The organism is Mycolicibacterium septicum DSM 44393 (genome assembly GCF_000455325.1).
GTDB lineage: Bacteria > Actinomycetota > Actinomycetes > Mycobacteriales > Mycobacteriaceae > Mycobacterium > Mycobacterium septicum.
Window position 1 is genome coordinate 3,002,249 of the sequence record NZ_HG322951.1, and the last position, 23,339, is coordinate 3,025,587.

The window sequence follows — 23,339 nt, forward strand, 5'->3', positions numbered from 1 at the left end:
GTGCCCGCCCGGGCCGCCTCGTTGGCCGGTGTCGCGCCGGCGCTGATCACCTGCTCGGAGCTCGATCCGCTGCGCGACGAAGCGCTCGACTATGCGCGTCGGCTGTTGGCCGAGGGCGTTGCCACGGAACTGCATCTCTTTCCCGGGACGTGCCACGGCTTCGATTCGCTGCTTCCGGAGTGTGAGGTCAGCCAACAGCTATTCGCGCTACAGGGCGCCGCGCTGCGCCGGGCACTGCATGGTTGAGCTGGTAGCTGGGGCATCCGGGCGGCCGCTCGGCGGTGGTTGTGATCGACGTTGTGGGCAATAATGCAGGTCTGTTGCAAGTGAAACTCGCGCGGACAATCGGTACGGCCGGTGCGACGATGGCCTCGGCGGTGCGGCGGCGCACCCGAGGGCAACCTGGTCGCGTCGGGAGCGAGTGAGCGATTGAGAGGTATTTATGTCGGCCGACGACGACCGGCTTATGTACTCCGGAGATGCCAAACACGCCAGGGACCCGCTGGCGTACGGCGGGCTTGACGCCCTCTTGGGCGGCCCCGTCGCGGCGCTGCCGACCGGGCGGTCCCGGCACGGCGACGCCAGGGTATCGACGCCACCGATCGTTCTGACCTCGAATTTCGCCGCTCCCCGCGAAGCGGAGATCACCACCAAGCTCCCTGTGGTCCCGGGCCGCCCGATCAGCGGGTCGTCCTCGGCGGGCAGCTGGATCCTGGAACAACCGATCCCGGCGGCCGCCCCCGGCGAACCGCGCGCCATCGACAACCTCTCCCGCGTCGGCGTCCGCTCCTCGGTCAAGATGCAGCCACGACGCGGCTGGCGACGGGCGGTCTACGTCACCACCCGCCTCAACCTCGGGTTGTCCCGCGACGAACTCTACGAACTGGACCTGTATGCCCGGGTGCGCCGCACGGCCCGAGAGTCCCACCAGATCGGGGTGTTCGGCCTGAAGGGCGGCGTCGGCAAGACCGCCGTCACCGTGGCGCTCGGATCGGTGCTCAGCGCGGTGCGCGGCGACCGGATCCTCGCCGTCGACGCCGACCCGGCCAGCGGCAATCTGGCCGACCGGGTGGGACGGCAGTCCGCGGCGACGGTGAGCGACCTCCTGGCCGCCAAGGACCTGTCGCGGTACAACGATGTCCGGGCCTTCACCAGCATGAACGAGTCCAAGCTCGAGGTGCTGTCCAGCGATGAGTACAGCGGCGCCAGCCGGGCCTTCAACGACGCTGACTGGAACGCCGCGACCGCCACGGTCTCGAAGCACTACAACCTGGTCCTGGCCGATTGCGCGGCGGACATGTTCGCCCCCGCGGGCCGCGGCGTGCTGGCGACGGTTTCCGGTGCGGTGATCGTGGCGAGTGCCTCGATCGACGGTGCCCGGCAGGCCGCGGTGACCATGGACTGGCTGCGGCACAACGGCTACCAGGATCTGCTGAACCGCTCCTGCGTCGTGGTCAACCACGTCGGCCCGCGCAAACCCAACGTGAACACCGGCGACCTGGTGCACCAGTTCCAGAAGCATGTGGCCCCGGGCCGGGTGTTCGTGTTGCCGTGGGACAAGCACATCGCCGCGGGCACCGAGATCCATTTCGATCTGTTGCGACCGGCGTTCCGGCGCCGCACGCTGGAGTTGGCGGCGGCGCTGTCCGACGATTTCGAGGGCGGCGCCGCGCTGGCTTGATTCGCGGCTCAGCCGCGGCCGCTTGATTCGCGGCTCAGCGCAGCGCCAGCTCCCGACCCACCGCGGCGTGATACTTGTCGATGTTGGCCGGATTGACCACCCGGAACAGCGCGTCCGGCAGCGGGGAATCCTTGTAGGCCTCGATGGTCATCGTGCGGCTGAACAGGGTGATGTCGTTGCCCGGGCGGGTGAACTGGTACTGCACGGTGATGCGGCCTTCCATGCCGCCGTTCCCGTCACTGTCGTGGCCGAGCCGGCCCACCGAGTTGAACACCCACATGCGCGGTCGCATGGCGATCGCCAGATGCCAGGTGTAGATCTGTGCGCCGTCCGGTCCGGCCTCGGTCCAGGTGTCACCGACCTGCAGCGGCAGCCGCTCCGGTAGTCCGCCGATGTGCGCGCTGCCCGGATACGTCTTCACCCAGTTCGCCGGATTGGTGACGAAGTCGTAGACCTCCTCGGCGGATTGGGTGAACGTCGTCTCGGAGCTGGTGGTCACGATGCCCAATGTCGGTTGCCTTCCTCGGTGGTGCAGGTTGTCGTGCGATTGCAGGTCAGAGTTCGCAGCCGCACGTGGCCGACGTCCCGGACGAGGGGAGTTCGGCGAGCACGTCGACGCGGGTCGCGTCGAAGCTGAGGAACCCCTGGATGGGCAGGGATTCCGGTGGGGTGTCGGGGTAGCTCCAGGCCACGTCGGCGATCACGGTGTCTCCGGCGACCGCCGACCAGTAGGCGGCCGTGCCCTTGTAGTTGCAGTACGACGTGGTCGGGCTGGGTCGTAGCAGATCGGTGCGGACCCGGGCGGGATCCACATAGAGCCGCGGTTCCAGGGCCGTCTCGAACACGATGACGGTCTCGGCGGTGTCGACCAGGACCGCGTCGCCGGCCGTCACCCGCAGGCCGCGGCGGGTCGGCCGGCAGTCGACCCGGTGGTAGGGGTTGGGCGGGTAGTGCACCAGCTTGCGTCCCTCTTCGAACCACGCGTCGACGGCATCCCAGGGCACCGCGACATAGCCCGGTGCCTCGACCACCGGCTCGTGCGGAAGGTCGCCGACCTCATCGCTGCGGAACGCATAGCTGAGCGGGTGACCGGCGCGGTGCACCATCAGGGCGTGCTCGGTGTCGAGCAGTGCGGAATCGCCTCGGAAGGCCTGGATGCGGCGCGGGTGGGGCTCGATGTAGACCGTGCCATCGGCCAGCGGGGGCGTGAACCAACCGGCCGGTTGTGTACTCAACGGACCCCGCCCTGCGACGAGACTCATTGCAACACCTCCAATTTGGCTGATGGGCCGGGGCCCGGGCGCGTCTGCGGGACGCATCGGTGCCGATCGTCCGGCCGACTGATGCGTCAAGATAGAAGCTTTACAGATTCTCTTGTAAATGTCACGCTGTTGGGTGAGGCGGGCCACACCGCAACACCCCCGTCGAGAGTGCCGGCCGATCAGCCCCTTGGACCCGGATTGGATGCCCTATGTCCCCACAGTCAGGAATGTCCGCACAGTTGTCCGAGGTGCGCGGCGGCGGCGATGCGCTCGCGGTCCCGTTCGCCCGGCCGCGGATCCGTCCCGAGAAGGCTCTGCAGTATGAGCTGAACGTGGTGGCGGACGATGTCGCCGACGTGGTGTCGGGCATCGGCGGATGGCTGTTCGACCGGGCGATGGCGGGCTGGCGGGTCAGCGTCGCCGCCGACGAGGTCGGAGATGAGCGTGCGCTGGGCATCCTCGGGCTCAAAGCCGTTGGCCTGAGCGGGCTGTGGCGATCGGCGGAGGCGGACGCGGTGGTGATGACGGCCATCGGTACCTCCCGCTTCGAGCCCGGTGACCACGGGCTCACCATGCGCAATCCGGGTGGCGATGTGGTCTTTTTCGGATCGCGGGGCCCAGACGGTCTCGGCCTGCAGATCCAGCCGGCGCGGTACCGGCCGAGCGCGGCCGCGCTGGCGTTCAAGGCTCACGCGTTGGCGGTGGCCGGGATGGACCCGGCGTCGGCAGACACGGTGGAGACCCTGTTCCGGTGCGGGCGGTCCGCGGGTCTGCTCGACGCGGACCTGGTTCCGGTGTGTTGATGCCGGCGCGGGCATCGGTCGCGGGCCTGCTCGAGGTGTTCGACGTGACACCCGCCGGTCCGGATCGATTCGTCGGCGTGACAGGGCCGGCCGGAACCGACGGCAGGCGGGTGGCCAAGGGTGCGCAGGCGCTGGGCCAGGCCATCGTCGCGACGGCAAAGCGATTCCCGGACAAGACGATTCGGTCCGCGCACGCGGTCTTCACCCGGCCGGTCGAGATCGACTCCACGGTTGAGCTGGCCGTCAGTGTGGTGCACGAGGGGCGCTCGACGGCGACCGCGGTGGTCGCCGTCGGTCAGGAGTCACGGCTGTGCGCTACCGTGACCGTGCTGGCCGATGTGCCCACCGACGATGTGGTCAGCCACCATGCGTTGCGACCCGACGTCGAGACGCCGGACGACGCCCATCCGGCCGGGCGGGCCATGCTCGGCCATGAGTTGCGGCTGGTCGACGTAGTCGATGTCAACAGTCCCGACGAGGTGGGACCGCCCGAACTCTATGCGTGGCTGCGCTATGACCCGATTCCCGAACGCGACGACCTCGCCAAGGCGTTGTTGGCGTATTTCACCGGGCAACTCGGTATCTCGACCACGATGCGACCACATCCGGGGGTGGGCACGGCGCAGGCGCACGCCACGGTGTCGACAGCGTTGATGTCGACGTCGGTGAGTTTCCACGAGGCCGTGGAGTGGGACGGCTGGCTGCTCTACAGCCATGAGAGCACCGCGGCCGGACAGGGGATGTCATATGTCCGCGGTCAGGTTCATACCGAGGACGGTGAACTGCTGGCGTCATTCGCCCAGGAAGGGCTGATCCGCCCGATGCGACCGGTGGATACCTCGATCGATGTGCCGGCCCGGTTGTAGGGCCGGCATGCGCGATGTGCGGCTAGCGAATCCAGCCGCGGCGACGCATCCAGATGTTCCGGGCCACGGCCAGGAAGATGAGCGCCGCGAACGTGATGAGGAACCAGTTCTCGACGTGTCCGATGTGGTTGCCGTGCATCATGACCAGCAGGAAGATCGCGGACAGAATGCCGCCGATGTGGATCACCTTGATGTTCAGATCCGACCAGCCCCACGCTGCCGAGGGCACGTCCTCGACGTCGACGCCGTTGCTGCGCTCCACCTCGGTGCTGACCACTTTTGCTCCTCCGGATCGAACTGGCTTCTGGCTTGGCTTGCGGACATTCTGGCATACGACGCTGTGTCGTATGCCGGCCGTGGGGGGTCAACCCAGGTGTCGGTACCTCCGCAGCGCCTCCAGTCGCTCCTCGGCGTGGTCGGCGATCGGTTCCGGGTACGACGCCGGCCGGTCGGTACCCAGTTTGTGCACGTCGACGACATCGGCCAACTCCGGGACCCAGCGTCGGATGTAATCGCCGTCCGGGTCGAACTTCGCCCCCTGCAGGGCCGGATTGAAAACGCGGAAGTACGGCGCGGCGTCGGTGCCGCAACCGGCTGCCCACTGCCACCCGTGCTGGTTGTTGGCCACATCGCCGTCCACCAACTGCTCGAGAAACCAGCGCGCACCCCATTGCCAGGGCAGATGCAGGTCCTTGACCAGGAACGAAGCCACGATCATGCGCACCCGGTTGTGCATGAACCCGGTGGCAGCCAGTTGTCGCATCCCGGCATCGACGATCGGGAATCCGGTCCGGCCGTCCTTCCAGGCCTCGAACGCCCGCACGGCCGCATCGTCGTCATCGGTTTCGATCGCGTCGAAATCGCGGTTCCAGTTCTGCCACGCACTGTCGGGCCAGTGGTGCAGCACCGCCGCGTAGAAATCTCGGAAGGCCATCTCCCGCAGATAGACGTCATCGCCGGAGTCGAGGTCAGCCGCCATGGTCCGAGGGTGGATGGTGCCGAACTTGAGGTGTGCCGACATCCGACTGGTGGAGTCGAGGTCGGGGCGGTCGCGATGGGCCGGGTAGTCGGGCAATCCCTGCTCCACGAATTCCCGCCACTGCGACCTCGCCGCGCGCTCACCCACATCGAACGTCAGAGTCTCTGTCACAGCAGGAATTTCGATGCGATCGCAGATGCCCGCCGGTGTATCGGCGGGGTCCATCCAGCGCGCCGATTCGGGTCCGGTATCCGCAGGAGTGCGCCAGCCGTGCCGGCGCCAGGCGCGGAAGAACGGCGTGAACACCCGGTACGGCGCGCCATCCGGTTTGGTTATCCGGCCGGGCGACACCAGGTAGCCCGATCCCGTTGCGCACAGGGCGGTCTCGCCGAGCGCCGCCTCAACCGCGTCATCGCGACGCCGCCCGAACGGCGTGTAGTCCTGCGAGATGTGCACCGAGGTGGCGCTGACCGCCCGGGCCAGCGCCGGAATCCGCTGCTCGGGTCGGCCGCGGGTCACCAGCAGATTTCCGTCGAGGTTGTCGGACAGCTCGCGCAACGCCCGATACAGATATTGCAGGCGACGCGCACCCGAGGATGCTTCCAATCGCGGATCGAGCACATAGCAGGCGAGTACCTCGCCGTCCCGTTGTGCTGCCTCCAGCAGGGCGGGATGGTCGAAGCAACGCAGGTCTCGCCGAAACCAGAGCAGGGTGGGCATGTGTCCATGCTGCCTATGAACACACCGGAAAACACGGAGGGGTTTGGTAGATGCAGTTCTGGAGCGGTACGGCCTTCATGGATGTCGCCGACGCGCTGACGGTGGCGCCGTTACTCGACGAGGCCGGCTACCACGGCATGGTGTGCTCGGACCACATGATCTACCCGCGCGAACTGTCGTCGCCGTATCCGGATTCGCCGACCGGGAAGCCCCCGTGGGCACCCGAGACCAGCTGGCCGGACTCCTGGGTACTGATCGGGGCGATGGCGGCGCTCACGCATCGGCTGCGTTTCTCCAACGCTGTGTACGTGGCACCCGCGCGTCCTCTGCTCGAGGTCGCCAAGCAGGTGGCAACGGCCGCGGTGATCTCGGGTGGGCGGGTGTCCCTCGGTGTCGGTGTCGGCTGGATGCGGGAGGAGTTCGAGCTCATGGGCCAGGATTTCGACACCCGCGGTAAGCGGCTCGACGAGATGATCCCGGCGCTGCGCGAGATCTGGCGCGGCGGCTGGGTGTCGTACGAGGGGCGCTACTACTCGGTCCCCGAGCTGATGATCGAGCCTCACCCGCCCGAGCCGGTGCCGATCCTGTGTGGCGGTGAATCCGAGGCGGCGCTGCGACGCGCGGCCCGCTCCTGTGACGGCTGGATCGGCTACGCCTACACCCTGGAACAGGCGACCCCCTACGCCACCCGGCTGGCCGAACTGCGCCGGGAGTACGGGCGGCAACGCGAGCCGTTCGACATCATCCTGGCCCTGCTCGATCCGCCCTCGCCGGATCTGTACAAGCGGGCCGAGGATCTCGGCATCACCGCGGTGATGTGCGCGCCCTGGCTGACGGCGCCCAACGGTGCCACCGGCGCCGACCGATTCCGCGGTCCCATCGAGCGCTTCGCGGAGACCTTCATCGCAAAGGTGGGCTAGCACCGCGCATCAAAATGACGCTTGCGGTGACATCAAAGTGATGTCACCATGACAGCATGGATCTGCAGCCGTATGTCGAGACCGTCCGACACGAACTCGGCGTCGCCGCGGCAGCGGGAGGTGCCGAGGCTGAAGCGTTGGCCCAGCGGCTGACCGCGCCGCTGGAATCGGCGTTGCGGCTCGCGCTGCTGGAAGCGCTGTCCGAGGCAGCCGAGCAGATCACGCGTGAACTCGCGCCCGGATCCGTGCACGTCCGGCTCAACGGCCGTGACCCCGAGTTCACCGTCGAGCCCGCCGAGGCCGATGTTCCCGCGACAGCGCCGTCAGTGGACGTCCCCGACGATGACGGCGGCGGAACCTGGCGGGTGTCCCTGCGACTCCCGGAGAGCCTGCGCGCCGGGGTGGAGGGCGCCGCCCGTCGTGACGGCGTGTCGGTGAACACCTGGCTCGTACGTTCCGCTGCGGCGGCCCTCGGTGGGGCCGGTCGTCCGAGCCGTGGCGGCGACAAGACCTTCAGCGGCTGGGTCCGCTGAACCTGACCGAAGGAGAATCCGATGCCCACGTTCCACACCGCCGAACCCATCACGGCCGTCGTCGAGGTCGTCGCCGGTGCGGTGCACCTGGCGGCCACAGACCGTGACGACACCGTGGTCGACATCGCGCCGCGGGATCCCGAACGGGCCTCCGATGTGCGCGCGGCCGAACAGGCCCGCGTCGATTTTCACAACGGCACCCTCGTGGTGACCGCGGGCAGAAAGGTCTTGTCGTTGGGGCGCGGGGGAGCGGTCCGCGTCGACATCGCCCTGCCGACAGGGTCCCGGCTGAACCTGTCCTCGGCATCGGCCGACATCGACGCGGACGGCGTCTACTCGGACTGCCGCTGTGCCTCTGCCAGCGGTGCGGTACGGGTGGCGACCGTCACCGGGAACATCAAGGCGGACAGCGCATCCGGCGATGTCTCGATCGGCGATGTCGCGGGCAACGCACGCATCGCGACGGCTTCCGGTGATGCATCGATCGACCGCATCGACGGAGACGTCAAGTTCCAGGCCGCCAGCGGCAGTCTGGCCGTCGGGACACTGCGTGGGCACCTCAAGCATCAGACCGCATCGGGTTCCGTCACCGTCGGTGTCGGGGTCAGCGGTGCCCTGAGCGCGCAAACCGGCAGCGGTGAAGTCGAAGTCGGTATTCCCGAGGGCACCGCGGCGCGGCTCGAGCTCAAGACCCACTCCGGCACCGTCGACAACGGCTTGGAAGCCTCCGACGGGCCGGTGGACGGCGACGAGACGTTCATGGTGCACGCCCGCACCGGCTCGGGAGACATCTCGATCCGACGCGCTGTCGCGTCGGCGACCTCCTAGACGGGATCGAACCGGAACACGGTCAGACGCCCGGCCAGCTTCTCGAATTCATCGGGCGTGCCGTCGATCACGAGACCGCTGCGCTTGGCGAAGCCGACTCCGACCGGCACCTTGACCGCGAACGCGCGCAGCACCGGACGCGACTGGTCCGGCGTCATTTCGACGATCCGGACCTGTCGGGACCGCCGGCCCCTGGTGAGGGTGCCGGTGCCGGCCGCACGTGCATTGGCCGCCCAGTCCGAGCCGGGATAGCCCGCCACCGTGTACAGGCCACCGTTGTGGTCGAACGGCGTCATCGGAGTGCTGCGGAGCTTGCCCGTCTTGCGTCCCGGGACGGTGAGCACCATGGCCGGCCCGGTCGGGAGTCCGAGGCGCTGCACCGCCATCATCACCTTGTTCATCGGCTTGAGCCAGCGTGGTGGTTGCGGCTCGGTCATGTTTTCTGACATGTCTTGTCCTCCTCAACTATTGGCGAACAACCCACGATGTGCGTCGACCCAGTCGGCGAACGTGGTCGCGGGGCGTCCGAGAATCTTGTCGACCTCGTGGGTCACCAGCGCCGGCCGTTCGACGGTGTCGGCCAGCAGACCCATGTACGCGTCCGCGAACGCCGCCGGAAAGCCCAGGTCGACGAACCGCCGGCGCACCGCGGCGGTGGGCACCTCGCGGTAGTGCAGCGGCCGCCCAAGCACCCGCCCGATCGTGTCCACCAGTTCGGTGTTGGTCAGCGCCTGCGGTCCGGTCAGCGGGATGCGTTGTCCCACAAGGTCGTCGGTCAGCAGCGCCACGGCGGCCACGGCGGAGGTGTCGGCATCGACGATCACCGCGGTGGATGCGCCGGCGTACGGGCCGCTCACCACATCGCCGGCCCGGATCTGCGCCGACCACATGCCCGCGAAATTGGACGCGAACACCGTGGGGCGCAGGCTGACCCACTCCAGGCCGGAGGCCACGGCCAGCTGCTCGACTTCGCGGTTGCGGTCCCCGCGCACGCGCGACGGTTGCCGTGCGTCGTCGTCATCGGCGTTGATCGCCGACAACGCGACCAGACGTTTCACGCCCCCGGCCCGGGCCAATTCGACCGTCGGGGCCAATTCCTGCCCCAACGCACGGGAGTTGAGGAAGACCGCCGAGGCGCCCGCCACGCCGTCGGCGGCGGATCGGACCAGTTCGACACCGGGCGGAAATCCGGCGGTTTCGGGGCTGCGGGTGAGGGCGCGCACATGGGCACCGGCACGGACGAGTTCGGTGACAAGCGGGCGGCCGACATTGCCGGTTGCGCCCGTGACGAGAATTGTGTTCATGCCATCAAGGACGGGGCGGTCGCCGGAAAAGTTACAGCCGCCGCCGGTAACTTTCCGGGCCCCTGATTCGTCGTAAGCACATGAACGGATCAGCGGGTCTCGAGGCTGCCTGGCGGGAACACCACCCGTACCTGGTCAATCTCGCCTACCAGATGGTGGGCGACATCGGCGACGCCGAAGATGTCGCCCAGGAGGCATTCCTGCGGCTGGCCCGTACCGATCGTGAGCACCTCGACGACGTACGCGCCTGGCTCACGGTGGTGGCCGGACGGCTCTGCCTCGATCACGTTCGATCCGCCCGTTCCCGGCTCGAGCGTCCCGATCCGGGCGTCGTCCTGGAATCGACGGCGTCGGCGGACGCGGACCCTGCCGACCGGGTCACGCTCGACGACGAGGTCCGCGCCGCCTTGTTCGAGGTGCTGAACCGTCTCAGCCCCGGGGAGCGCGTGGCATTCGTGCTGCACGATGTCTTCGCGGTGCCGTTCGACGAAATCGCCGAGACGGTCGGCAGGCCAGTGGGAACCTGCCGGCAGCTGGCGCGCCGGGCCAGGGCGAAGTTCACCACCGCCGCGCACCGGCCCGTCGATGTCGCCGTCGTCGAACACCGCCAGGTGATGGAGAAGTTCATCTCCGCATGCGCCACCGGCGACGTGCAGGCGCTGACCTCGGTGCTCGACCCGACCGTGTGGGGCGTCGGTACGGTTCTCGCCGATCCGGCGCCGCCCCCACAGATCAACCACGGCCCCGACGCCGTCACGACGAACTTGCTGCGCTACCTGGGACCGGGCGCGACCCTGGTGTGCGGGGCGGCCGGGGCGCCGGTGCTCCTGGCATACGACCGCCGCAGGCTGTTCGCGGTCGTCACCCTGACCATCCGCGACGGCCTGGTGCTCAAGATCGAGGCCACCGCCGACCCGTCGGCCCGGATGCGGTGACCGTCGGCGCCATCGGGCCCGGCACGCGGCACAATGGACCGGTGAGCGACAGAATGCGTGTGCTGATACTCGGAAGCACCGGATCGATCGGCACCCAGGCGCTCGAGGTCATCGCGGCCAACCCCGACCGGTTCGAGGTCGTCGGTCTGGCTGCCGGTGGCGGTAACCCCGACCTGCTCGCCGCCCAGCGCGCCGCGACCGGCGTCGGCAACATCGCGGTCGCCGACCAGCGGGCCGCCGACAAGGTCGGCGACGTGACCTACGCCGGGCCCGACGCGGCCACCCGGCTGGTCGAGAACACCGAGGCCGATGTGGTGCTCAACGCACTGGTCGGGGCGTTGGGGCTGGCGCCGACGCTGGCTGCCCTGGCCACCGGCGCGCGCCTGGCCCTGGCCAACAAGGAGTCGCTGGTCGCAGGTGGGCCGCTGGTGCTCAAGGCCGCCGCGCCGGGCCAGATCGTTCCCGTCGACTCCGAGCATTCCGCGATGGCCCAGTGCCTGCGCGGGGGCACCGCCGACGAGGTCGCCAAGATCGTCCTCACCGCCTCGGGCGGCCCGTTCCTGGGATGGTCGGCCGCCGACCTGGAATCGGTCACCCCGGAGCAGGCCGGCAAGCACCCGACCTGGTCGATGGGCCCGATGAACACGCTGAACTCGGCGACCCTGGTCAACAAGGGCCTGGAGCTGATCGAGACCCATCTGCTGTTCGGCATCGACTACGACCGCATCGAGGTCGTGGTGCATCCGCAGTCGATCGTGCACTCGATGGCCACCTTCACCGACGGTTCGACACTGGCCCAGGCCAGCCCGCCGGACATGAAACTGCCGATCGCGCTGGCGCTGGGCTGGCCGGCGCGGGTTCCCGGAGCGGCGCTGCCCTGCGACTTCACCACTGCTTCCACCTGGGAATTCCTGCCCCTGGACAACGAGGTGTTCCCCGCGGTGGATCTGGCCCGGCAGGCCGGGACCCGCGGCGGCTGCCTGACCGCGGTGTACAACGCGGCCAACGAGGAGTCGGCAGAAGCGTTCCTTCAGGGTCGGATCCCGTTCCCGGCGATCGTGCAAACCGTCGGTGACGTGTTGCACGCTGCCGACCAGTGGGCGGCCGAACCCGCTACCGTGGAAGAAGTACTCGACGCGCAGCGGTGGGCCAGAGAAAAGGCACGAGAGGGCATCGGCATGCGCTTCGGGGAGAAATCCATGAGAAAAGGGCTCGTCACCAAATGATGTTCGTTATCGGCATCGCGCTCTTCGCGCTGGCCATCCTGGTATCGGTGGCACTGCACGAATGCGGGCACATGTGGGTGGCGCGCGCCACGGGGATGAAGGTGCGCCGCTACTTCGTCGGCTTCGGCCCGACGCTGTGGTCGACGCGGCGCCCCAACGAGCTGGGCGAAACCGAGTACGGCATCAAGGCCATCCCGCTGGGCGGGTTCTGCGATATCGCGGGCATGACCTCGGTCGATGAGATCGCGCCGGAAGACCGGCCGTACGCCATGTACAAGCAGAAGGTGTGGAAGCGCGTCGCGGTGCTGTTCGCCGGGCCCGCAATGAACTTCGTCATCGGCCTGGTGCTGTTGTACGCCATCGCGATCATGTGGGGTCTGCCCAACATCACCCAGCCCACCACCGCCATCGTCGGCGAAACCGGTTGTGTTGCAGCACAATTGAGCCTCGACAAGATGGATGAGTGCACGGGGCCCGGCCCCGCGGCGCTTGCCGGCATCCGATCCGGCGACGAGATCGTCAAGGTCGGCGACACCAAGGTCACCGATTTCAGCCAGATGGCCGCCGCGGTGCGCAAGCTCGACGGCCCGGTGACCATCGAACTCAAGCGTGACGGCCAGACCATCACGACCGTCGTCGACGTCACCCAGACCAAGCGATTCACCAGCGCGGACGCCAAGACGCCCGCCACGGTCGGCGCGATCGGCGTCAGCGCGGTCAAGGTTGCCCCGCCCACCCCGTACAACCCGATCGCCGCCGTGCCGGCCACGATCTCGTTCACCGGCGACATGGTCGTCGAGCTGGGCAAGTCGCTGGCCAAGATCCCCACCAAGATCGGCGCCCTGGTGCAGGCCATCGGCGGCGGTGAGCGGGACAAGGAAACGCCGATCAGCGTCGTCGGCGCCAGCATCATCGGCGGCGAGACCGTCGAGGCCGGGTTGTGGGTGGCGTTCTGGTTCTTCCTGGCGCAGTTGAACTTCGTGCTCGGCGCGATCAACCTGGTGCCACTGCTTCCGTTCGACGGCGGCCACATCGCGGTGGCGACGTACGAGAAGATCCGCAACATGATCCGTGCGGCCCGCGGCAAAGTCGCCGCAGGCCCGGTCAACTACCTCAAGCTCATGCCGGCCACCTACGTGGTGTTGGTGGTCGTGCTCGGCTATACGTTGCTGACCGTCACGGCAGACCTGGTCAACCCCCTCAGCATCTTCCAGTAGGAGAACCTTGTGACGTCCATCGGTCTGGGCATGCCGGCGCCGCCCGCGCCAACTCTGGCGCCGCGGCGCAAGACCCGTCAGCTCGATGTCGGCGGTGTGGGCATCGGCAGTGAGCACCCGATCGCGGTGCAGTCCATGTGCACCACCAAGACTCACGACGTGAACTCGACGCTGCAGCAGATCGCCGAGCTGACCGCCTCGGGCTGCGACATCGTCCGGGTGGCCTGCCCCCGGCAGGAGGACGCCGACGCGCTCGCCGAGATCGCCCGGCACAGCCAGATCCCGGTCATCGCCGACATCCACTTCCAGCCCAAGTACATCTTCGCGGCGATCGACGCCGGCTGCGCGGCCGTGCGCGTCAACCCGGGCAACATCAAGGAGTTCGACGGCCGGGTCAAGGAGGTCGCCAAGGCCGCAGGCGACGCGGGCATCCCGATCCGCATCGGCGTCAACGCGGGTTCGCTGGATCCGCGGTTGATGCAGAAGTACGGCAAGGCCACCCCGGAGGCGCTGGTCGAATCCGCGCTGTGGGAGGCGTCGCTGTTCGAGGAGCACGGCTACGGCGACATCAAGATCAGCGTCAAGCACAACGACCCGGTGATCATGGTCGAGGCCTACCGGCAGCTGGCCGCCCAGTGCGACTACCCGCTGCACCTCGGCGTCACAGAAGCCGGACCGGCGTTCCAGGGCACCATCAAGTCCGCGGTGGCGTTCGGCGCGCTGCTGTCGCAGGGCATCGGCGACACCATCCGGGTGTCGCTGTCGGCCCCGCCGGCCGAAGAGGTCAAGGTCGGCAATCAGATCCTGGAGTCGCTGAACCTGCGGCCGCGTGGCCTGGAGATCGTGTCCTGCCCGTCCTGCGGTCGGGCACAGGTCGATGTGTACACGTTGGCCAACGCGGTGAGTGCGGGCCTGGACGGTCTCGATGTCCCGCTGCGGGTGGCGGTGATGGGCTGCGTGGTCAACGGTCCGGGTGAGGCCCGCGAGGCGGATCTCGGGGTTGCCTCCGGCAACGGCAAGGGCCAGATCTTCGTGAAGGGTGAGGTCATCAAGACCGTCCCCGAGGCGCAGATCGTCGAGACCCTGATCGAAGAGGCCATGCGCCTGGCGGAAGCGGCGGATTCAGATGATGCCTCCGGTTCGCCAGTGGTCACCGTAAGCTGATAGCGACCCTGTGAGCGGGGTCACCCAACCTTGGCTTGAGCAGAGGAAATCGCCAATGTCGGCACCGCCGCTGTTCCGACTCGTCGACGAGCGACGGGTTTCCGTGGTGCGCGACGCCACCCCCTGCATGCAGGTGTTCGAGGAGGACCCGGTGGGGTCCTGCATGGTCGCCGCCCGGGTCGCCGAGTTCGGCGTCGAACACGGCGCGATCGGCGGGGAGCTGTGGACCAGGCGCGGCGTGACCGAGTCACTGTGTTACGCCGGCCCCAACCTGATCCCGTTGCGCGGGGATGCCGAGGACCTCAAGGCGTTCTCGGATAAGGCGATGAGCACCGCGCGTCGGTGTTCCTCCCTGGTCGGCCGAGCCGAGTTGGTGATGCCGATGTGGCGGCGGCTGGAATCGGTGTGGGGCACCGCCCGTGACGTCCGCGAGCAGCAACCGTTGATGGCGCTGAACTCGATGCCGCAGTGCGCGATCGACCCGGCGGTCCGCCCGGTGCGCATGGAGGAACTCGACGCCTACCTCGTCGCGGCCGTCGACATGTTCATCGGCGAGGTCGGTGTCGACCCGCGGCTGGGCGACGGCGGCCGTGGTTACCGCCGCCGGATTGCCGGGCTGATCGCCGCGGGACGGGCGTGGGCCCGGTTCGAGCGCGGCGAGGTGGTGTTCAAGGCCGAGGTCGGATCGCAGTCTCCGTCGGTCGGCCAGATCCAGGGGGTGTGGGTGCATCCCGAGTGGCGCGGCCACGGGCTGGGTACCACGGGGACGGCAGCGCTGGCGACCGCCGTGGTGGGGTCGGGCCGCATCGCGAGCCTGTACGTCAACAGCTACAACACCGTCGCCCGGGCGACGTACGCCCGCATCGGATTCGAGCAGGTCGGTACGTTCGCGACGGTGTTGCTGGACTGAGCCCTGCGGGAGCGGGCGTCACCGCCGCGCGGAGGCGGCCCGTAGCAGCAGGTCATCGACGGACCATTGGTCGTCGGCATGGGCGCCGTATTTGGCGGCGACCACAACGCCGTCCGGGGCGATGAGGAAATCTGCGGGTAGCCCGAGCCGGCCACCGGCCTGTCTGCCTGCCGGGGCCCGGAACCGCCCGCGCAGCGTCAGCAGGCCGCCGCGGATGATCGCCGGCCAGCTGCGGGGATCGAGCAGTGCCCGGGGACCGGATTCGACTCCGAACTGCCGGTAGATCTCCTTCTGCGGATCGGCGACCGTGGCGAACGGCAGATCCGATGTGTGCTCGGCCAATTCGGCTGCGGGGGAGTGGAAGAAGACCACCTCGCGGATACCGGCTGCACTGATCTCCGCGTGCCGGGCCACGAACGACCGCAGGTGCAGATTGCAGATCGGACACCCCGCGAACCGTCTGAATTGCAGGTGTACCAGGCCGTGTGGATCGGGGACCGGGATGTGTTCGCCTGTGACACTGAGGAACTGGTGCGGCGGGACCGTCGTGGGCGGATCGGGGTGGGGCACGGTTCCTCCTTGTTGGCGTGCGGTGTACGCCTATGGATTGAAGGCTATAGGCGTACGTTGTACGCTGTCAATCGTCATGCCGCGCCCACGTTCACTCAGTCAAACCCAGCTCGCCGCAGCTGCGTTGGGGGTCGTCGACGCCGACGGGCTGGAGGGTCTGTCGATGCGCGCCGTCGCCCGGCGGCTGGGCCTGGGCACCATGTCGCTGTACCGGTACGTCGCCGACCGCGACGAACTCGAAGCACTCGTGGTGGACCTCGTGCTCGGCGAGATCGATCCCGGACCGCCGCGGGGTTCGGCCCGCCACCAGCTCACCGAGTTGGCCGAACGGGTGCGCGTTGCTGCCGCACGTCATCCCGCGGTGGTGCCCTTGCTGCTGACCCACCGGCACCGCTCGCCTGCGTCGTTGCGCTGGGGGGAAATGGTGCTGGGTGTGCTCACCGCCGCCGGCTATGGCGGCAAACGCCGGGTGTATGCGTTCCGGGCGGTGCTGGCCTACATCTTCGGTGCCATCGAGATCGAGATGCTGGGCAGTCTGGCCGGTCCGGGAACTCGGACGCTGGCCGGTCTGGCTGCTGACGAATATCAGCTGTTGTCGGAGACTGCGGCGGTGGCGCACGGTATCGGGCCGGACGAGGAATTCCGGCGCGGTCTCGAGATCCTGCTGAGTGCTCTGGACCTGTGAAGCCGGCGGGGCAACTTGTCGGTCTCACGACAGTCTCGGTTCGGTATCGGTGCGCCTCCGACGAAACCGGCGTCCGCGTTTCTAACATCAGCCTCAATGGCAACTCAAACAACATCAGTCACACGGACCGCCGGCCTGTTGACGGTCATCGCGGTCCTCGGGGCAACGGCGCTGAGCGCCTGCACCCCACGCCCTGACGGGCCCGAGCCCGCTGCCGAGCAGTTCTTCGCGGCACTGGCCACTGGTGACACCGCGGCCGCCGCCGCGCTGGCCGATCGGCCCGAGGATGCCAAGACCGCCCTCAGCGAAGCGTGGAACGGCTTGCAGGCCACCCGACTCGACGCGCAGATCCTGGGCTCGAAGTACGCCGAGGACACCGGCAGCGTCACCTACCGCTACACCTGGCACCTGCCCAAGAACCGCACCTGGACCTATGACGGTCAGCTCAACATGATCCGTGACGAGGGCCGGTGGGAGGTGCGCTGGAATGCCACCGGACTGCACCCGCGGCTGGGTGAGCACCAAACCTTCGCGCTGCGGGCCGACGCTCCGCGCCGGGCCTCGGTCAACGAGCGGGGCGGCACCGATGTGCTGGTGCCCGGCTACATCTACCACTTCGCGCTGGACGCCAGGGCGGCCGGAGCCTCGCTGATGCCGACGGCCCGGGCGGTGGCCGATGCGCTGCGCCCGTTCGACCCCGCCCTGGGCGACCCCCAGCGGCTCGCCGAACAGGCCAGCGCGTCCGCACAGCCGATGAGCCTGATCACGCTGCGTCAATCCGACAATGACCGGATCGCTCCGGCCATCGGCCGCCTCCCGGGCGTCGTCGTCACCCCGCAGCCCGAAATGTTGCCCACCGACGAGACTTTCGCTCCGGCGATCGTCAACGAGGTCAAGAAATCGGTGACCGACCAACTCAGCGGCCAGCCGGGCTGGCGCGTGGTCACGGTCAACCAGAACGGCGTCGACGTCGATGTGCTCAACGAGGTGGCGGGCGATCCGGCGCCGTCGATCACCATCAGCCTGGACCGCGCCGTGCAGAACGCCGCGCAGAACGCGGTCAACACCACCGGCAAGCAGGCGATGATCGTCGCGATCAAACCGTCCACCGGAGAGATCCTCGCAGTCGCGCAGAACGCCTCCGCCGATTTCGCCGGACCGCTGGCAACCATGGGTCAATTCCCGCCCGGTTCGACCTTCAAGATGATCACCGCGGGGGCCGCCATCGAGCGCGACATGGCAACGCCCAACACGCTTTTGGGGTGCCCCGGCACGCTCGACATCGGCCACCGGACCGTCACCAACTACGACGCGTTCGATCTCGGCACGGTGCCGATGTCGCGGGCTTTCGCGAATTCGTGCAACACCACCTTCGGGGAACTCGCCAGCCGGATGCCCCCGCGTGGCCTCACCCAGGCCGCCGCGCGCTACGGCATCGGCACCGACTACCAGGTGGACGGCATCCCCACGCTGACCGGTTCGGTGCCGCCGACGGTCGACCTGGCCGAGCGCACCGAGGACGGCTTCGGCCAGGGCAAGGTGCTGGTCAGCCCGTTCGGCATGGCGTTGGCGGCTGCGACCGTGGCGGCAGGCAAGACTCCGGTGCCCCAACTCATCGAGGGACGCCAGACCATGGTCGACCGCGCGGGCGCCCCGATCAGCCCGAAGATGATCGACGGACTGCGGCCGATGATGCGGCTGGTGGTGACCAACGGCACGGCCAAGGACCTCAACGGCCTCGGCGATGTGCGCGGGAAGACCGGCGAGGCCGAGTTCATGGGTGGCTCGCACTCCTGGTTCGCCGGATACCGCGGGGACATGGCATTCGCGGCGCTCATCGTCGGCGGCGGCAGTTCGGAGTACGCGGTGCGGATGTGCAAGACCATGTTCGACAGCCTGCCCACGGACTACCTGGCCTGAACGGCGGTACCGTTGAACCTGCCATGACAGGGATCAATGAACAATCGGTGGACCTGCGCGTCTCCGATGCGGACCGCAACGGCACGCTGCGGCGGCTGCACAATGCCGTGGCACTCGGGCTGATCGACATCGCCGAGTTCGAGGAGCGCTCTGCGTTGGTGTCGCACGCCCGGCTGCATTCGGACCTGGACGCCTTGGTGGGGGACCTGCCCGGACCGGGAGCGATCGTCACCACCGCCACCGACCGGGTCGAGTTGCGCGGGGTGCTCGGTTCGCTGAAGCGCCAGGGTGAATGGACCGTTCCGACCCGGCTGGCATTGGTGCGCCGGATGGGTTCGGTGGAGCTGGACCTGACCCGGGCCCGGTTCGCCGGGCCGATGGTGGTCATCGAGCTGGACATGAAATTCGGGTCTGTGGAGATCCGGCTGCCCGAAGGGGCCAGTGCGTCGATCGACGACGTCGAGGTGATCGTGGGCAGCGCCGACGATCACCGCCGCGATGCGCCTGCCGACGGCGCCCCGCACATCATCCTGACCGGCAAGGTGGTGTGCGGGTCGGTGGATATCCGTGGGCCGCGCCGGAACTGGAAGCTGACGCTGCGCCGGACCTGACGTCAGCGTGGCTCGAGCACCGCGAACGTCAGCGTCGCGCGGGCGGCCAGCCGATCACGGGTGACATCGGTGACATCGACCGACGTCACGATGAGGCGTTTGCCGGCCCGCACGATCTTCGCCTCCGCACGGGCTGTGCCCATGATCGGGGCGAGGAAGTGGATGTTGAGGTCGGCGGTCGTCACGTCATAGCCGACACCGCTGGCGTTGCCGGCCAGCATGCCCGCCGCGATGTCGATCAGGGTGGCGACCAGCCCGCCCTGCAGGGCACCGCGGACGTTGGCGAGGTCGGGCCGGTTGTCCATCTCCAGCACCAGCCGGTCAGCTGTGGACTCCACCTCGCGGTAGTCCAGCAGGTGCAGCACATGAACGGTTTCGGTCATCGCCGTGCCTCAGTCATCTCCGTACGGTAACACCATTACCGCTTGTTGAGAGGGGCGCTCTCCTGCGGCGTCACCGCAGCGCCTCGGTGGGGACGCCGAACCGTTCCTGATAGCCGGTGACCTGGGCGCGGACCTCCCCGGCGTCCAGGCCGGTGTTGCTCCACGAATATCGCGCACCGCCGTTGTCCCCGGGGTGGGCGGCCAGGAAGTCCCGCATGCGCTGCTCGGCCACGGGGGTGAACTCGCGGTCCAGAGCTTCGTAGATGCCGCCGATGGTGGCGAACGGATCGCGGATGAAGTCGGCGAACTGGACGTCGACGATCTGGCCGGGGGCCAGTACCCCGGAGTCGCGGGCCTTCATCGAGTGCTCCAGCCCGACGATGATCTCCTCGCGCGATTGCTGGGCGCACTCGGTGATGTCGCTGTGATCGGAGGCCAGTCGACGCAGGTGCGTGGTGAGTGCCGCGATCGAGGAGATGACGTTGAGCGGGTCGCGGTGGGTCTGCACGATCAGCGCGTCCGGGTACTCGGCGACCAACGCTTCCAGCTGCCACAGGTGTGCGGGCGACTTGAGGAGCCACTGGGTGGGTGCGCCGATTCCCGGCACGCCGGATTGCAGGTGCTGCAGGAACATCCGGTGGTAGCGGTAGGCGTCGCGGTGGTCGGCGTCATGCAGCAGCCAGCGGTAGTAGGTGGGCAACCGGTACTGCACCGAGAAGATCATGCTGCAGAACTGCCCGGCCGACATGCGCACGCACTCCTGCCCGACCAGCGCACCCATCGGGTGATGCGCGAGCAGTCCGGGCACCAGCTGTTCGGACATCTCGATGTTGGCCTGGATCTGGGCGATTCGCGGATCTGTGGCGTAGGTGTCGGGCTGCGGCAACGGCCACGGAGCGTCGACCTCCCAGGTGAGCGGGGGCCGCAACGCGGGATCCTGCGCGAGCAGATCGAACAGGATCGTGGTGCCGGTGCGGGGCTGGCCGACGATGAAGATGGGGCGGGTGACCGGGGTGGTGGCGACGGCGGGATTCTCGCTACGCCACTGCATGATTCGGAGCCGGTTGACCAGCGGCCCGACGATGTCCATCACGGCGATCTCGACGCCCAGGTCGTTCAGCTGGGCTTCGGTTGCCAGTCCGTCGGCCAGTAGTGCGAGGTGCTCGCGCCAGCCGGAGGGTTCGCCGAAATCGTCGGTGCCCGCGATCTCGCAGGCCTGTGTGATCAGGGTGTCGGGGTCGAAGCGGTTGGTCATCGCACCGTCACCTTCACGTCCGGTGCCGCGGGGTTGTCCAGCCAGCGCAACACCACGAACCCTCGGCGGCGGCCACCGGTATCCAGCCAGTGGCCATCGCCGGAGTCCTTGCCGCCGATGGCAATTCGGACTTTTCCGTCAGCGCCGGGACAGACGCCCTTGTCGGTCACCGAACTGTGCCGACGCCGCGGTTCGATGCACTCATGCCAGATGTTCTCCAGCGTCACGTTCCAGTAGCGGGTGTCCGGCGGGGTGAACTCCAGGTGCAGTGTCTGGTCGTCGGCGAGGTCGAACGTGCCGATCATGTAGAGGTTGTCGGGTGTGGTGTCGGCGGACCCCAGCGCAGCGGCCTCGGCGGTGACGAGCTCGTTGGGTTGGGTGAGCAGCTCCGGCTTGATGGTGCGGTGCAGCGTCGTCAGCTTCATCAGCGTCCAGGCCATCGCGGTGAACTGCTCGGCCACCTCGGCGTCGGTCAGCGCTTGTGGGGGACCGGCGTCGAGGGTCTCGATCTGCAGGGTCGCCGGCGACTCGGCGGCCGCGTCACCGATGTACTCGCGCACCACGATCGAGGCGGCGTCGGCGGGGATCTGCAGCCATTGCGCGCCGTCGAGTCCGGCCGGGCGCTCGGCCGACACGATGATCGTGAACGTGTCGTCGTCGAGCTTCAGCTCGGTATCGCTGAGGTAGGCGGCCATCCGCCGCGGAGTCATGCCGGTGCCGGCGAGCACCTGGAAACCCAGATAGGCGCTGGAGCCCCGGGTTCCGGTGATCCGGTAGGTGCGGTCGCCGCGGATCATCGCGAGCAGGTAGCGGCCGTCGGGATTCGGGCCGCCGACCATCCTGGTGGGGGAGCACATGTCGAAGAACCACGGCAGTTCCGGGTCGGCCTCCACGGACAGCTCCGAGCACAGCGCCGTGACCCGCGACACCACCCGCAGTCCGTCGAGCAGTTCACGTTCATCGCGGGCGTCGGCTTTCACGATCTCGGTGATGTCGCCGAGCATTTTCTGCACGAACTGCCAGGCTTCGGCGGTTTTGGGGGCGCGTTCTTCGCTCATGTGAGACACAATCTCAAATGAGACGTAGTCTCATATGGGAAATGACTGAACGGATTCCCCTCAACATTCGCAAGCGTCAGGCCACCCGCGACCGGATCGCCGCGAGCGCCGCGACGCTCGTGGCGGCCGACGGGCTGGCCGCGACGACGGTGGAGCGGATCGCCGCCGAGGCCGAGGTCGGACGGGCCACCTTCTTCCGGTACTTCTCCTCCAAGGAGGACGCCGTCGCCGACGGGATGACCCGGCACTGGCTGGACGTGATCACCGCACAACTGGCCGTCCAGCCCAGTGGATTGTCGGCGCGCGACGCCGTGGTGGCCGCGTTCCGCGACCTCGGCGACGGCTTCGACACCATCAGTGACCAGGTGCGCGAGCTGGCCATCCTGACCAGGTCGTCCGAGGCGCTCAACGCCTGGACACTGCACATCTACGTCGGTTACGAGACGGCCATCGCCGAACTGGTGGCTCCCCGATACGCCGACCTGGCCCCGGGCGACCCCCGGCCCCGTCTCATCGGCGCACTGGCGATGGCGTCGGTGCGCATCGCATTGGACGATTGGCTGCAACACGGCGGATCGCTGCCGCAGCGGGTGCGCACGGCGCTGGAGGCGTTGTCGGTGGGCTGACGATTAAGCTGTCCACATGCCAGTTCGTACCGCCCTGCGCCCCGGCGTGCTCTCACCGACCCTGATGGTTCCCAAGTCGATCCCACGGCCGGAGTACGCCTGGCAGCCCACCGTGCAGGAGGGCAGCGAACCCTGGGTGCAAACCCCCGAGGTGATCGAGAAGATGCGCGTCGCCGGTCAGATCGCGGCAGCCGCCCTGGCCGAGGCCGGAAAGGCCGTGGCGCCCGGCGTCACCACCGACGAGCTGGACCGCATCGCGCACGAGTACATGATCGATCACGGCGCCTATCCGTCGACCCTGGGCTACAAGGGGTTTCCCAAATCCTGCTGCACCTCGCTGAACGAGGTGATCTGCCACGGCATCCCGGACTCCACCGTGGTGGAGGACGGCGACATCGTCAACATCGACGTCACCGCCTACATCGACGGAGTCCACGGCGACACCAACGCCACCTTCCTGGCCGGAGACGTCTCGGAGGAACACCGGCTGCTCGTCGAGCGGACGCACGAGGCGACCATGCGGGCCATCAAGGCGGTCAAGCCCGGGCGCGCGCTGTCGATCGTCGGCCGGGTCATCGAGGCTTACGCAAACCGGTTCGGCTACAACGTCGTTCGTGATTTCACCGGCCACGGTATCGGCACCACGTTCCACAACGGGCTGGTGGTGCTCCATTACGACCAGCCCTCGGTCGAGACCGTGCTGGAACCGGGCATGACCTTCACCATCGAACCGATGATCAATCTCGGGTCGCTGGACTACGAGATCTGGGACGACGACTGGACCGTGGTGACCAAGGACCGCAAGTGGACCGCTCAGTTCGAGCACACGCTCGTGGTCACCGAGGACGGCGCCGAGATCCTCACGTTGCCGTGAACAACGCAC

The 23,339-nt window shown here is 68.1% G+C and carries 27 protein-coding genes; 17 read left to right on the forward strand and 10 right to left on the reverse strand.

Going from position 1 to position 23,339, the window contains the following annotated elements:
• Both TX88_RS14150 and TX88_RS14155 read left to right on the forward strand, forming a co-directional pair.
• On the forward strand, positions 1-246 hold a 246-nt coding region (locus TX88_RS14150; protein WP_044517594.1), incomplete at its 5' end, for an alpha/beta hydrolase fold domain-containing protein.
• Between the two features lie 196 nt (positions 247-442).
• Positions 443-1,681, forward strand: a complete 1,239-nt coding sequence (locus TX88_RS14155) for a MinD/ParA family ATP-binding protein (protein WP_084621903.1) — start codon at positions 443-445, stop codon at positions 1,679-1,681.
• 34 nt (positions 1,682-1,715) lie between these two features.
• On the opposite strand, the gene TX88_RS14160 is transcribed toward TX88_RS14155, so the two are convergent.
• Both TX88_RS14160 and TX88_RS14165 read right to left on the reverse strand, forming a co-directional pair.
• Positions 1,716-2,189: a hypothetical protein gene (locus TX88_RS14160; RefSeq protein WP_044517596.1), complete on the reverse strand. Its 474-nt coding sequence runs from the start codon at positions 2,187-2,189 to the stop codon at positions 1,716-1,718.
• Between the two features lie 46 nt (positions 2,190-2,235).
• Positions 2,236-2,943, reverse strand: coding sequence for a DUF427 domain-containing protein (locus tag TX88_RS14165; RefSeq protein ID WP_044517598.1), 708 nt, complete (start codon positions 2,941-2,943; stop codon positions 2,236-2,238).
• A 209-nt stretch (positions 2,944-3,152) separates the two neighbouring features.
• Between TX88_RS14165 and TX88_RS14170 the strand changes: the two genes are divergently transcribed.
• Entirely contained in the window at positions 3,153-3,746 is a 594-nt protein-coding gene (locus tag TX88_RS14170) for a hypothetical protein (protein ID WP_209446982.1), read from the forward strand.
• Complete coding sequence (locus TX88_RS14175) at positions 3,746-4,612, forward strand: acyl-CoA thioesterase (RefSeq protein ID WP_044517599.1); 867 nt, start codon at positions 3,746-3,748, stop codon at positions 4,610-4,612. The genes TX88_RS14170 and TX88_RS14175 overlap by 1 nt, the downstream gene beginning before the upstream one ends.
• Positions 4,613-4,634: 22 nt before the next feature.
• Here TX88_RS14175 and TX88_RS14180 read toward each other — a convergent pair whose 3' ends face one another.
• Positions 4,635-4,889 carry a DUF2631 domain-containing protein gene (locus tag TX88_RS14180; RefSeq protein WP_044517600.1) on the reverse strand — a complete coding sequence of 85 codons (255 nt, stop codon included), beginning with the start codon at positions 4,887-4,889 and terminating at the stop codon, positions 4,635-4,637.
• Between the two features lie 87 nt (positions 4,890-4,976).
• The gene (locus TX88_RS14185) at positions 4,977-6,311 is read right to left on the reverse strand and encodes a cryptochrome/photolyase family protein (RefSeq protein ID WP_044517601.1); all 1,335 of its coding nucleotides are present in this window, start codon (positions 6,309-6,311) and stop codon (positions 4,977-4,979) included.
• A gap of 50 nt (positions 6,312-6,361) precedes the next feature.
• Between TX88_RS14185 and TX88_RS14190 the strand changes: the two genes are divergently transcribed.
• Genes TX88_RS14190 through TX88_RS14200 form a run of 3 tightly spaced genes read left to right on the forward strand, consistent with a single transcriptional unit; the run spans position 6,362 to position 8,592 of the window.
• The gene (locus tag TX88_RS14190) at positions 6,362-7,231 is read left to right on the forward strand and encodes a TIGR03619 family F420-dependent LLM class oxidoreductase (RefSeq protein ID WP_044517602.1); all 870 of its coding nucleotides are present in this window, start codon (positions 6,362-6,364) and stop codon (positions 7,229-7,231) included.
• Between the two features lie 56 nt (positions 7,232-7,287).
• Positions 7,288-7,764 carry a hypothetical protein gene (locus tag TX88_RS14195; RefSeq protein WP_044517603.1) on the forward strand — a complete coding sequence of 159 codons (477 nt, stop codon included), beginning with the start codon at positions 7,288-7,290 and terminating at the stop codon, positions 7,762-7,764.
• A 21-nt stretch (positions 7,765-7,785) separates the two neighbouring features.
• On the forward strand, positions 7,786-8,592 hold the full coding sequence (locus tag TX88_RS14200) for a DUF4097 family beta strand repeat-containing protein (protein WP_044517604.1): 807 nt from the start codon (positions 7,786-7,788) through the stop codon (positions 8,590-8,592).
• Here the strand turns inward: TX88_RS14200 and TX88_RS14205 are convergent.
• Both TX88_RS14205 and TX88_RS14210 read right to left on the reverse strand, forming a co-directional pair.
• On the reverse strand, positions 8,589-9,029 hold the full coding sequence (locus TX88_RS14205; RefSeq protein ID WP_044517605.1) for a nitroreductase family deazaflavin-dependent oxidoreductase: 441 nt from the start codon (positions 9,027-9,029) through the stop codon (positions 8,589-8,591). The two genes, TX88_RS14200 and TX88_RS14205, sit on opposite strands and share 4 nt — an antisense overlap.
• A 24-nt stretch (positions 9,030-9,053) precedes the next feature.
• Complete coding sequence (locus tag TX88_RS14210) at positions 9,054-9,896, reverse strand: NmrA family NAD(P)-binding protein (RefSeq protein WP_044517606.1); 843 nt, start codon at positions 9,894-9,896, stop codon at positions 9,054-9,056.
• A gap of 80 nt (positions 9,897-9,976) precedes the next feature.
• Between TX88_RS14210 and sigI the strand changes: the two genes are divergently transcribed.
• From sigI to TX88_RS14235, 5 genes are read left to right on the forward strand one after another with little or no spacing between them, the layout of a single operon-like run.
• Entirely contained in the window at positions 9,977-10,831 is an 855-nt protein-coding gene (gene sigI / locus TX88_RS14215; RefSeq protein ID WP_044517607.1) for an RNA polymerase sigma factor SigI, read from the forward strand.
• A 53-nt stretch (positions 10,832-10,884) separates the two neighbouring features.
• On the forward strand, positions 10,885-12,057 hold the full coding sequence (dxr, locus tag TX88_RS14220; protein ID WP_044519392.1) for a 1-deoxy-D-xylulose-5-phosphate reductoisomerase: 1,173 nt from the start codon (positions 10,885-10,887) through the stop codon (positions 12,055-12,057).
• Positions 12,054-13,274, forward strand: coding sequence for a M50 family metallopeptidase (locus TX88_RS14225; RefSeq protein ID WP_044517609.1), 1,221 nt, complete (start codon positions 12,054-12,056; stop codon positions 13,272-13,274). Before dxr ends, TX88_RS14225 begins: the two co-directional genes overlap by 4 nt.
• A gap of 30 nt (positions 13,275-13,304) precedes the next feature.
• On the forward strand, positions 13,305-14,438 hold the full coding sequence (gene ispG / locus TX88_RS14230; RefSeq protein ID WP_044519393.1) for a flavodoxin-dependent (E)-4-hydroxy-3-methylbut-2-enyl-diphosphate synthase: 1,134 nt from the start codon (positions 13,305-13,307) through the stop codon (positions 14,436-14,438).
• A 55-nt stretch (positions 14,439-14,493) separates the two neighbouring features.
• The gene (locus TX88_RS14235) at positions 14,494-15,348 is read left to right on the forward strand and encodes a GNAT family N-acetyltransferase (RefSeq protein WP_044517610.1); all 855 of its coding nucleotides are present in this window, start codon (positions 14,494-14,496) and stop codon (positions 15,346-15,348) included.
• Between the two features lie 18 nt (positions 15,349-15,366).
• Here the strand turns inward: TX88_RS14235 and TX88_RS14240 are convergent, their stop codons facing one another.
• Positions 15,367-15,918 (reverse strand): peroxiredoxin-like family protein, encoded by a 552-nt coding sequence (locus TX88_RS14240; protein WP_044517611.1) that lies wholly within the window; start codon positions 15,916-15,918, stop codon positions 15,367-15,369.
• A 76-nt stretch (positions 15,919-15,994) separates the two neighbouring features.
• Between TX88_RS14240 and TX88_RS14245 the strand changes: the two genes are divergently transcribed.
• From TX88_RS14245 to TX88_RS14255, 3 genes are all read left to right on the forward strand, one after another.
• Positions 15,995-16,603, forward strand: coding sequence for a TetR/AcrR family transcriptional regulator (locus tag TX88_RS14245; protein ID WP_044517613.1), 609 nt, complete (start codon positions 15,995-15,997; stop codon positions 16,601-16,603).
• 96 nt (positions 16,604-16,699) lie between these two features.
• The gene (locus TX88_RS14250; RefSeq protein ID WP_044517614.1) at positions 16,700-18,523 is read left to right on the forward strand and encodes a penicillin-binding transpeptidase domain-containing protein; all 1,824 of its coding nucleotides are present in this window, start codon (positions 16,700-16,702) and stop codon (positions 18,521-18,523) included.
• Positions 18,524-18,546: 23 nt separating this feature from the next.
• Complete coding sequence (locus TX88_RS14255) at positions 18,547-19,134, forward strand: DUF1707 SHOCT-like domain-containing protein (RefSeq protein WP_044517616.1); 588 nt, start codon at positions 18,547-18,549, stop codon at positions 19,132-19,134.
• Between the two features lie 2 nt (positions 19,135-19,136).
• Here TX88_RS14255 and TX88_RS14260 read toward each other — a convergent pair whose 3' ends face one another.
• From TX88_RS14260 to TX88_RS14270, 3 genes are all read right to left on the reverse strand, one after another.
• The gene (locus tag TX88_RS14260; RefSeq protein ID WP_044517617.1) at positions 19,137-19,517 is read right to left on the reverse strand and encodes a PaaI family thioesterase; all 381 of its coding nucleotides are present in this window, start codon (positions 19,515-19,517) and stop codon (positions 19,137-19,139) included.
• Between the two features lie 70 nt (positions 19,518-19,587).
• Complete coding sequence (locus TX88_RS14265) at positions 19,588-20,772, reverse strand: sulfotransferase family protein (RefSeq protein WP_044517619.1); 1,185 nt, start codon at positions 20,770-20,772, stop codon at positions 19,588-19,590.
• Positions 20,769-21,830: a DUF1214 domain-containing protein gene (locus tag TX88_RS14270; protein WP_044517620.1), complete on the reverse strand. Its 1,062-nt coding sequence runs from the start codon at positions 21,828-21,830 to the stop codon at positions 20,769-20,771. Before TX88_RS14270 ends, TX88_RS14265 begins: the two co-directional genes overlap by 4 nt.
• Positions 21,831-21,871: 41 nt before the next feature.
• Between TX88_RS14270 and TX88_RS14275 the strand changes: the two genes are divergently transcribed.
• On the forward strand, positions 21,872-22,456 hold the full coding sequence (locus TX88_RS14275) for a TetR family transcriptional regulator (RefSeq protein WP_044517621.1): 585 nt from the start codon (positions 21,872-21,874) through the stop codon (positions 22,454-22,456).
• A gap of 16 nt (positions 22,457-22,472) precedes the next feature.
• Positions 22,473-23,330: a type I methionyl aminopeptidase gene (map, locus tag TX88_RS14280; RefSeq protein WP_044517623.1), complete on the forward strand. Its 858-nt coding sequence runs from the start codon at positions 22,473-22,475 to the stop codon at positions 23,328-23,330.
• Positions 23,331-23,339 lie beyond the last annotated feature (9 nt).

Bases quoted from the DNA above. Each gene is read 5' to 3' on its own strand.
- TX88_RS14155 (WP_084621903.1), top strand. From the start codon at position 443: ATGTCGGCCGACGACGACCGGCTTATGTACTCCGGAGATGCCAAACAC.
- TX88_RS14165 (WP_044517598.1), bottom strand. From the start codon at position 2,943: ATGAGTCTCGTCGCAGGGCGGGGTCCGTTGAGTACACAACCGGCCGGT.
- TX88_RS14170 (WP_209446982.1), top strand. From the start codon at position 3,153: ATGTCCCCACAGTCAGGAATGTCCGCACAGTTGTCCGAGGTGCGCGGC.
- TX88_RS14175 (WP_044517599.1), top strand. From the start codon at position 3,746: ATGCCGGCGCGGGCATCGGTCGCGGGCCTGCTCGAGGTGTTCGACGTG.
- TX88_RS14185 (WP_044517601.1), bottom strand. From the start codon at position 6,311: ATGCCCACCCTGCTCTGGTTTCGGCGAGACCTGCGTTGCTTCGACCAT.
- TX88_RS14190 (WP_044517602.1), top strand. From the start codon at position 6,362: ATGCAGTTCTGGAGCGGTACGGCCTTCATGGATGTCGCCGACGCGCTG.
- TX88_RS14195 (WP_044517603.1), top strand. From the start codon at position 7,288: ATGGATCTGCAGCCGTATGTCGAGACCGTCCGACACGAACTCGGCGTC.
- TX88_RS14200 (WP_044517604.1), top strand. From the start codon at position 7,786: ATGCCCACGTTCCACACCGCCGAACCCATCACGGCCGTCGTCGAGGTC.
- TX88_RS14205 (WP_044517605.1), bottom strand. From the start codon at position 9,029: ATGACCGAGCCGCAACCACCACGCTGGCTCAAGCCGATGAACAAGGTG.
- TX88_RS14210 (WP_044517606.1), bottom strand. From the start codon at position 9,896: ATGAACACAATTCTCGTCACGGGCGCAACCGGCAATGTCGGCCGCCCG.
- sigI (WP_044517607.1), top strand. From the start codon at position 9,977: ATGAACGGATCAGCGGGTCTCGAGGCTGCCTGGCGGGAACACCACCCG.
- dxr (WP_044519392.1), top strand. From the start codon at position 10,885: ATGCGTGTGCTGATACTCGGAAGCACCGGATCGATCGGCACCCAGGCG.
- TX88_RS14225 (WP_044517609.1), top strand. From the start codon at position 12,054: ATGATGTTCGTTATCGGCATCGCGCTCTTCGCGCTGGCCATCCTGGTA.
- ispG (WP_044519393.1), top strand. From the start codon at position 13,305: ATGCCGGCGCCGCCCGCGCCAACTCTGGCGCCGCGGCGCAAGACCCGT.
- TX88_RS14235 (WP_044517610.1), top strand. From the start codon at position 14,494: ATGTCGGCACCGCCGCTGTTCCGACTCGTCGACGAGCGACGGGTTTCC.
- TX88_RS14245 (WP_044517613.1), top strand. From the start codon at position 15,995: ATGCCGCGCCCACGTTCACTCAGTCAAACCCAGCTCGCCGCAGCTGCG.
- TX88_RS14250 (WP_044517614.1), top strand. From the start codon at position 16,700: ATGGCAACTCAAACAACATCAGTCACACGGACCGCCGGCCTGTTGACG.
- TX88_RS14255 (WP_044517616.1), top strand. From the start codon at position 18,547: ATGACAGGGATCAATGAACAATCGGTGGACCTGCGCGTCTCCGATGCG.
- TX88_RS14260 (WP_044517617.1), bottom strand. From the start codon at position 19,517: ATGACCGAAACCGTTCATGTGCTGCACCTGCTGGACTACCGCGAGGTG.
- TX88_RS14265 (WP_044517619.1), bottom strand. From the start codon at position 20,772: ATGACCAACCGCTTCGACCCCGACACCCTGATCACACAGGCCTGCGAG.
- TX88_RS14270 (WP_044517620.1), bottom strand. From the start codon at position 21,830: ATGAGCGAAGAACGCGCCCCCAAAACCGCCGAAGCCTGGCAGTTCGTG.
- TX88_RS14275 (WP_044517621.1), top strand. From the start codon at position 21,872: ATGACTGAACGGATTCCCCTCAACATTCGCAAGCGTCAGGCCACCCGC.
- map (WP_044517623.1), top strand. From the start codon at position 22,473: ATGCCAGTTCGTACCGCCCTGCGCCCCGGCGTGCTCTCACCGACCCTG.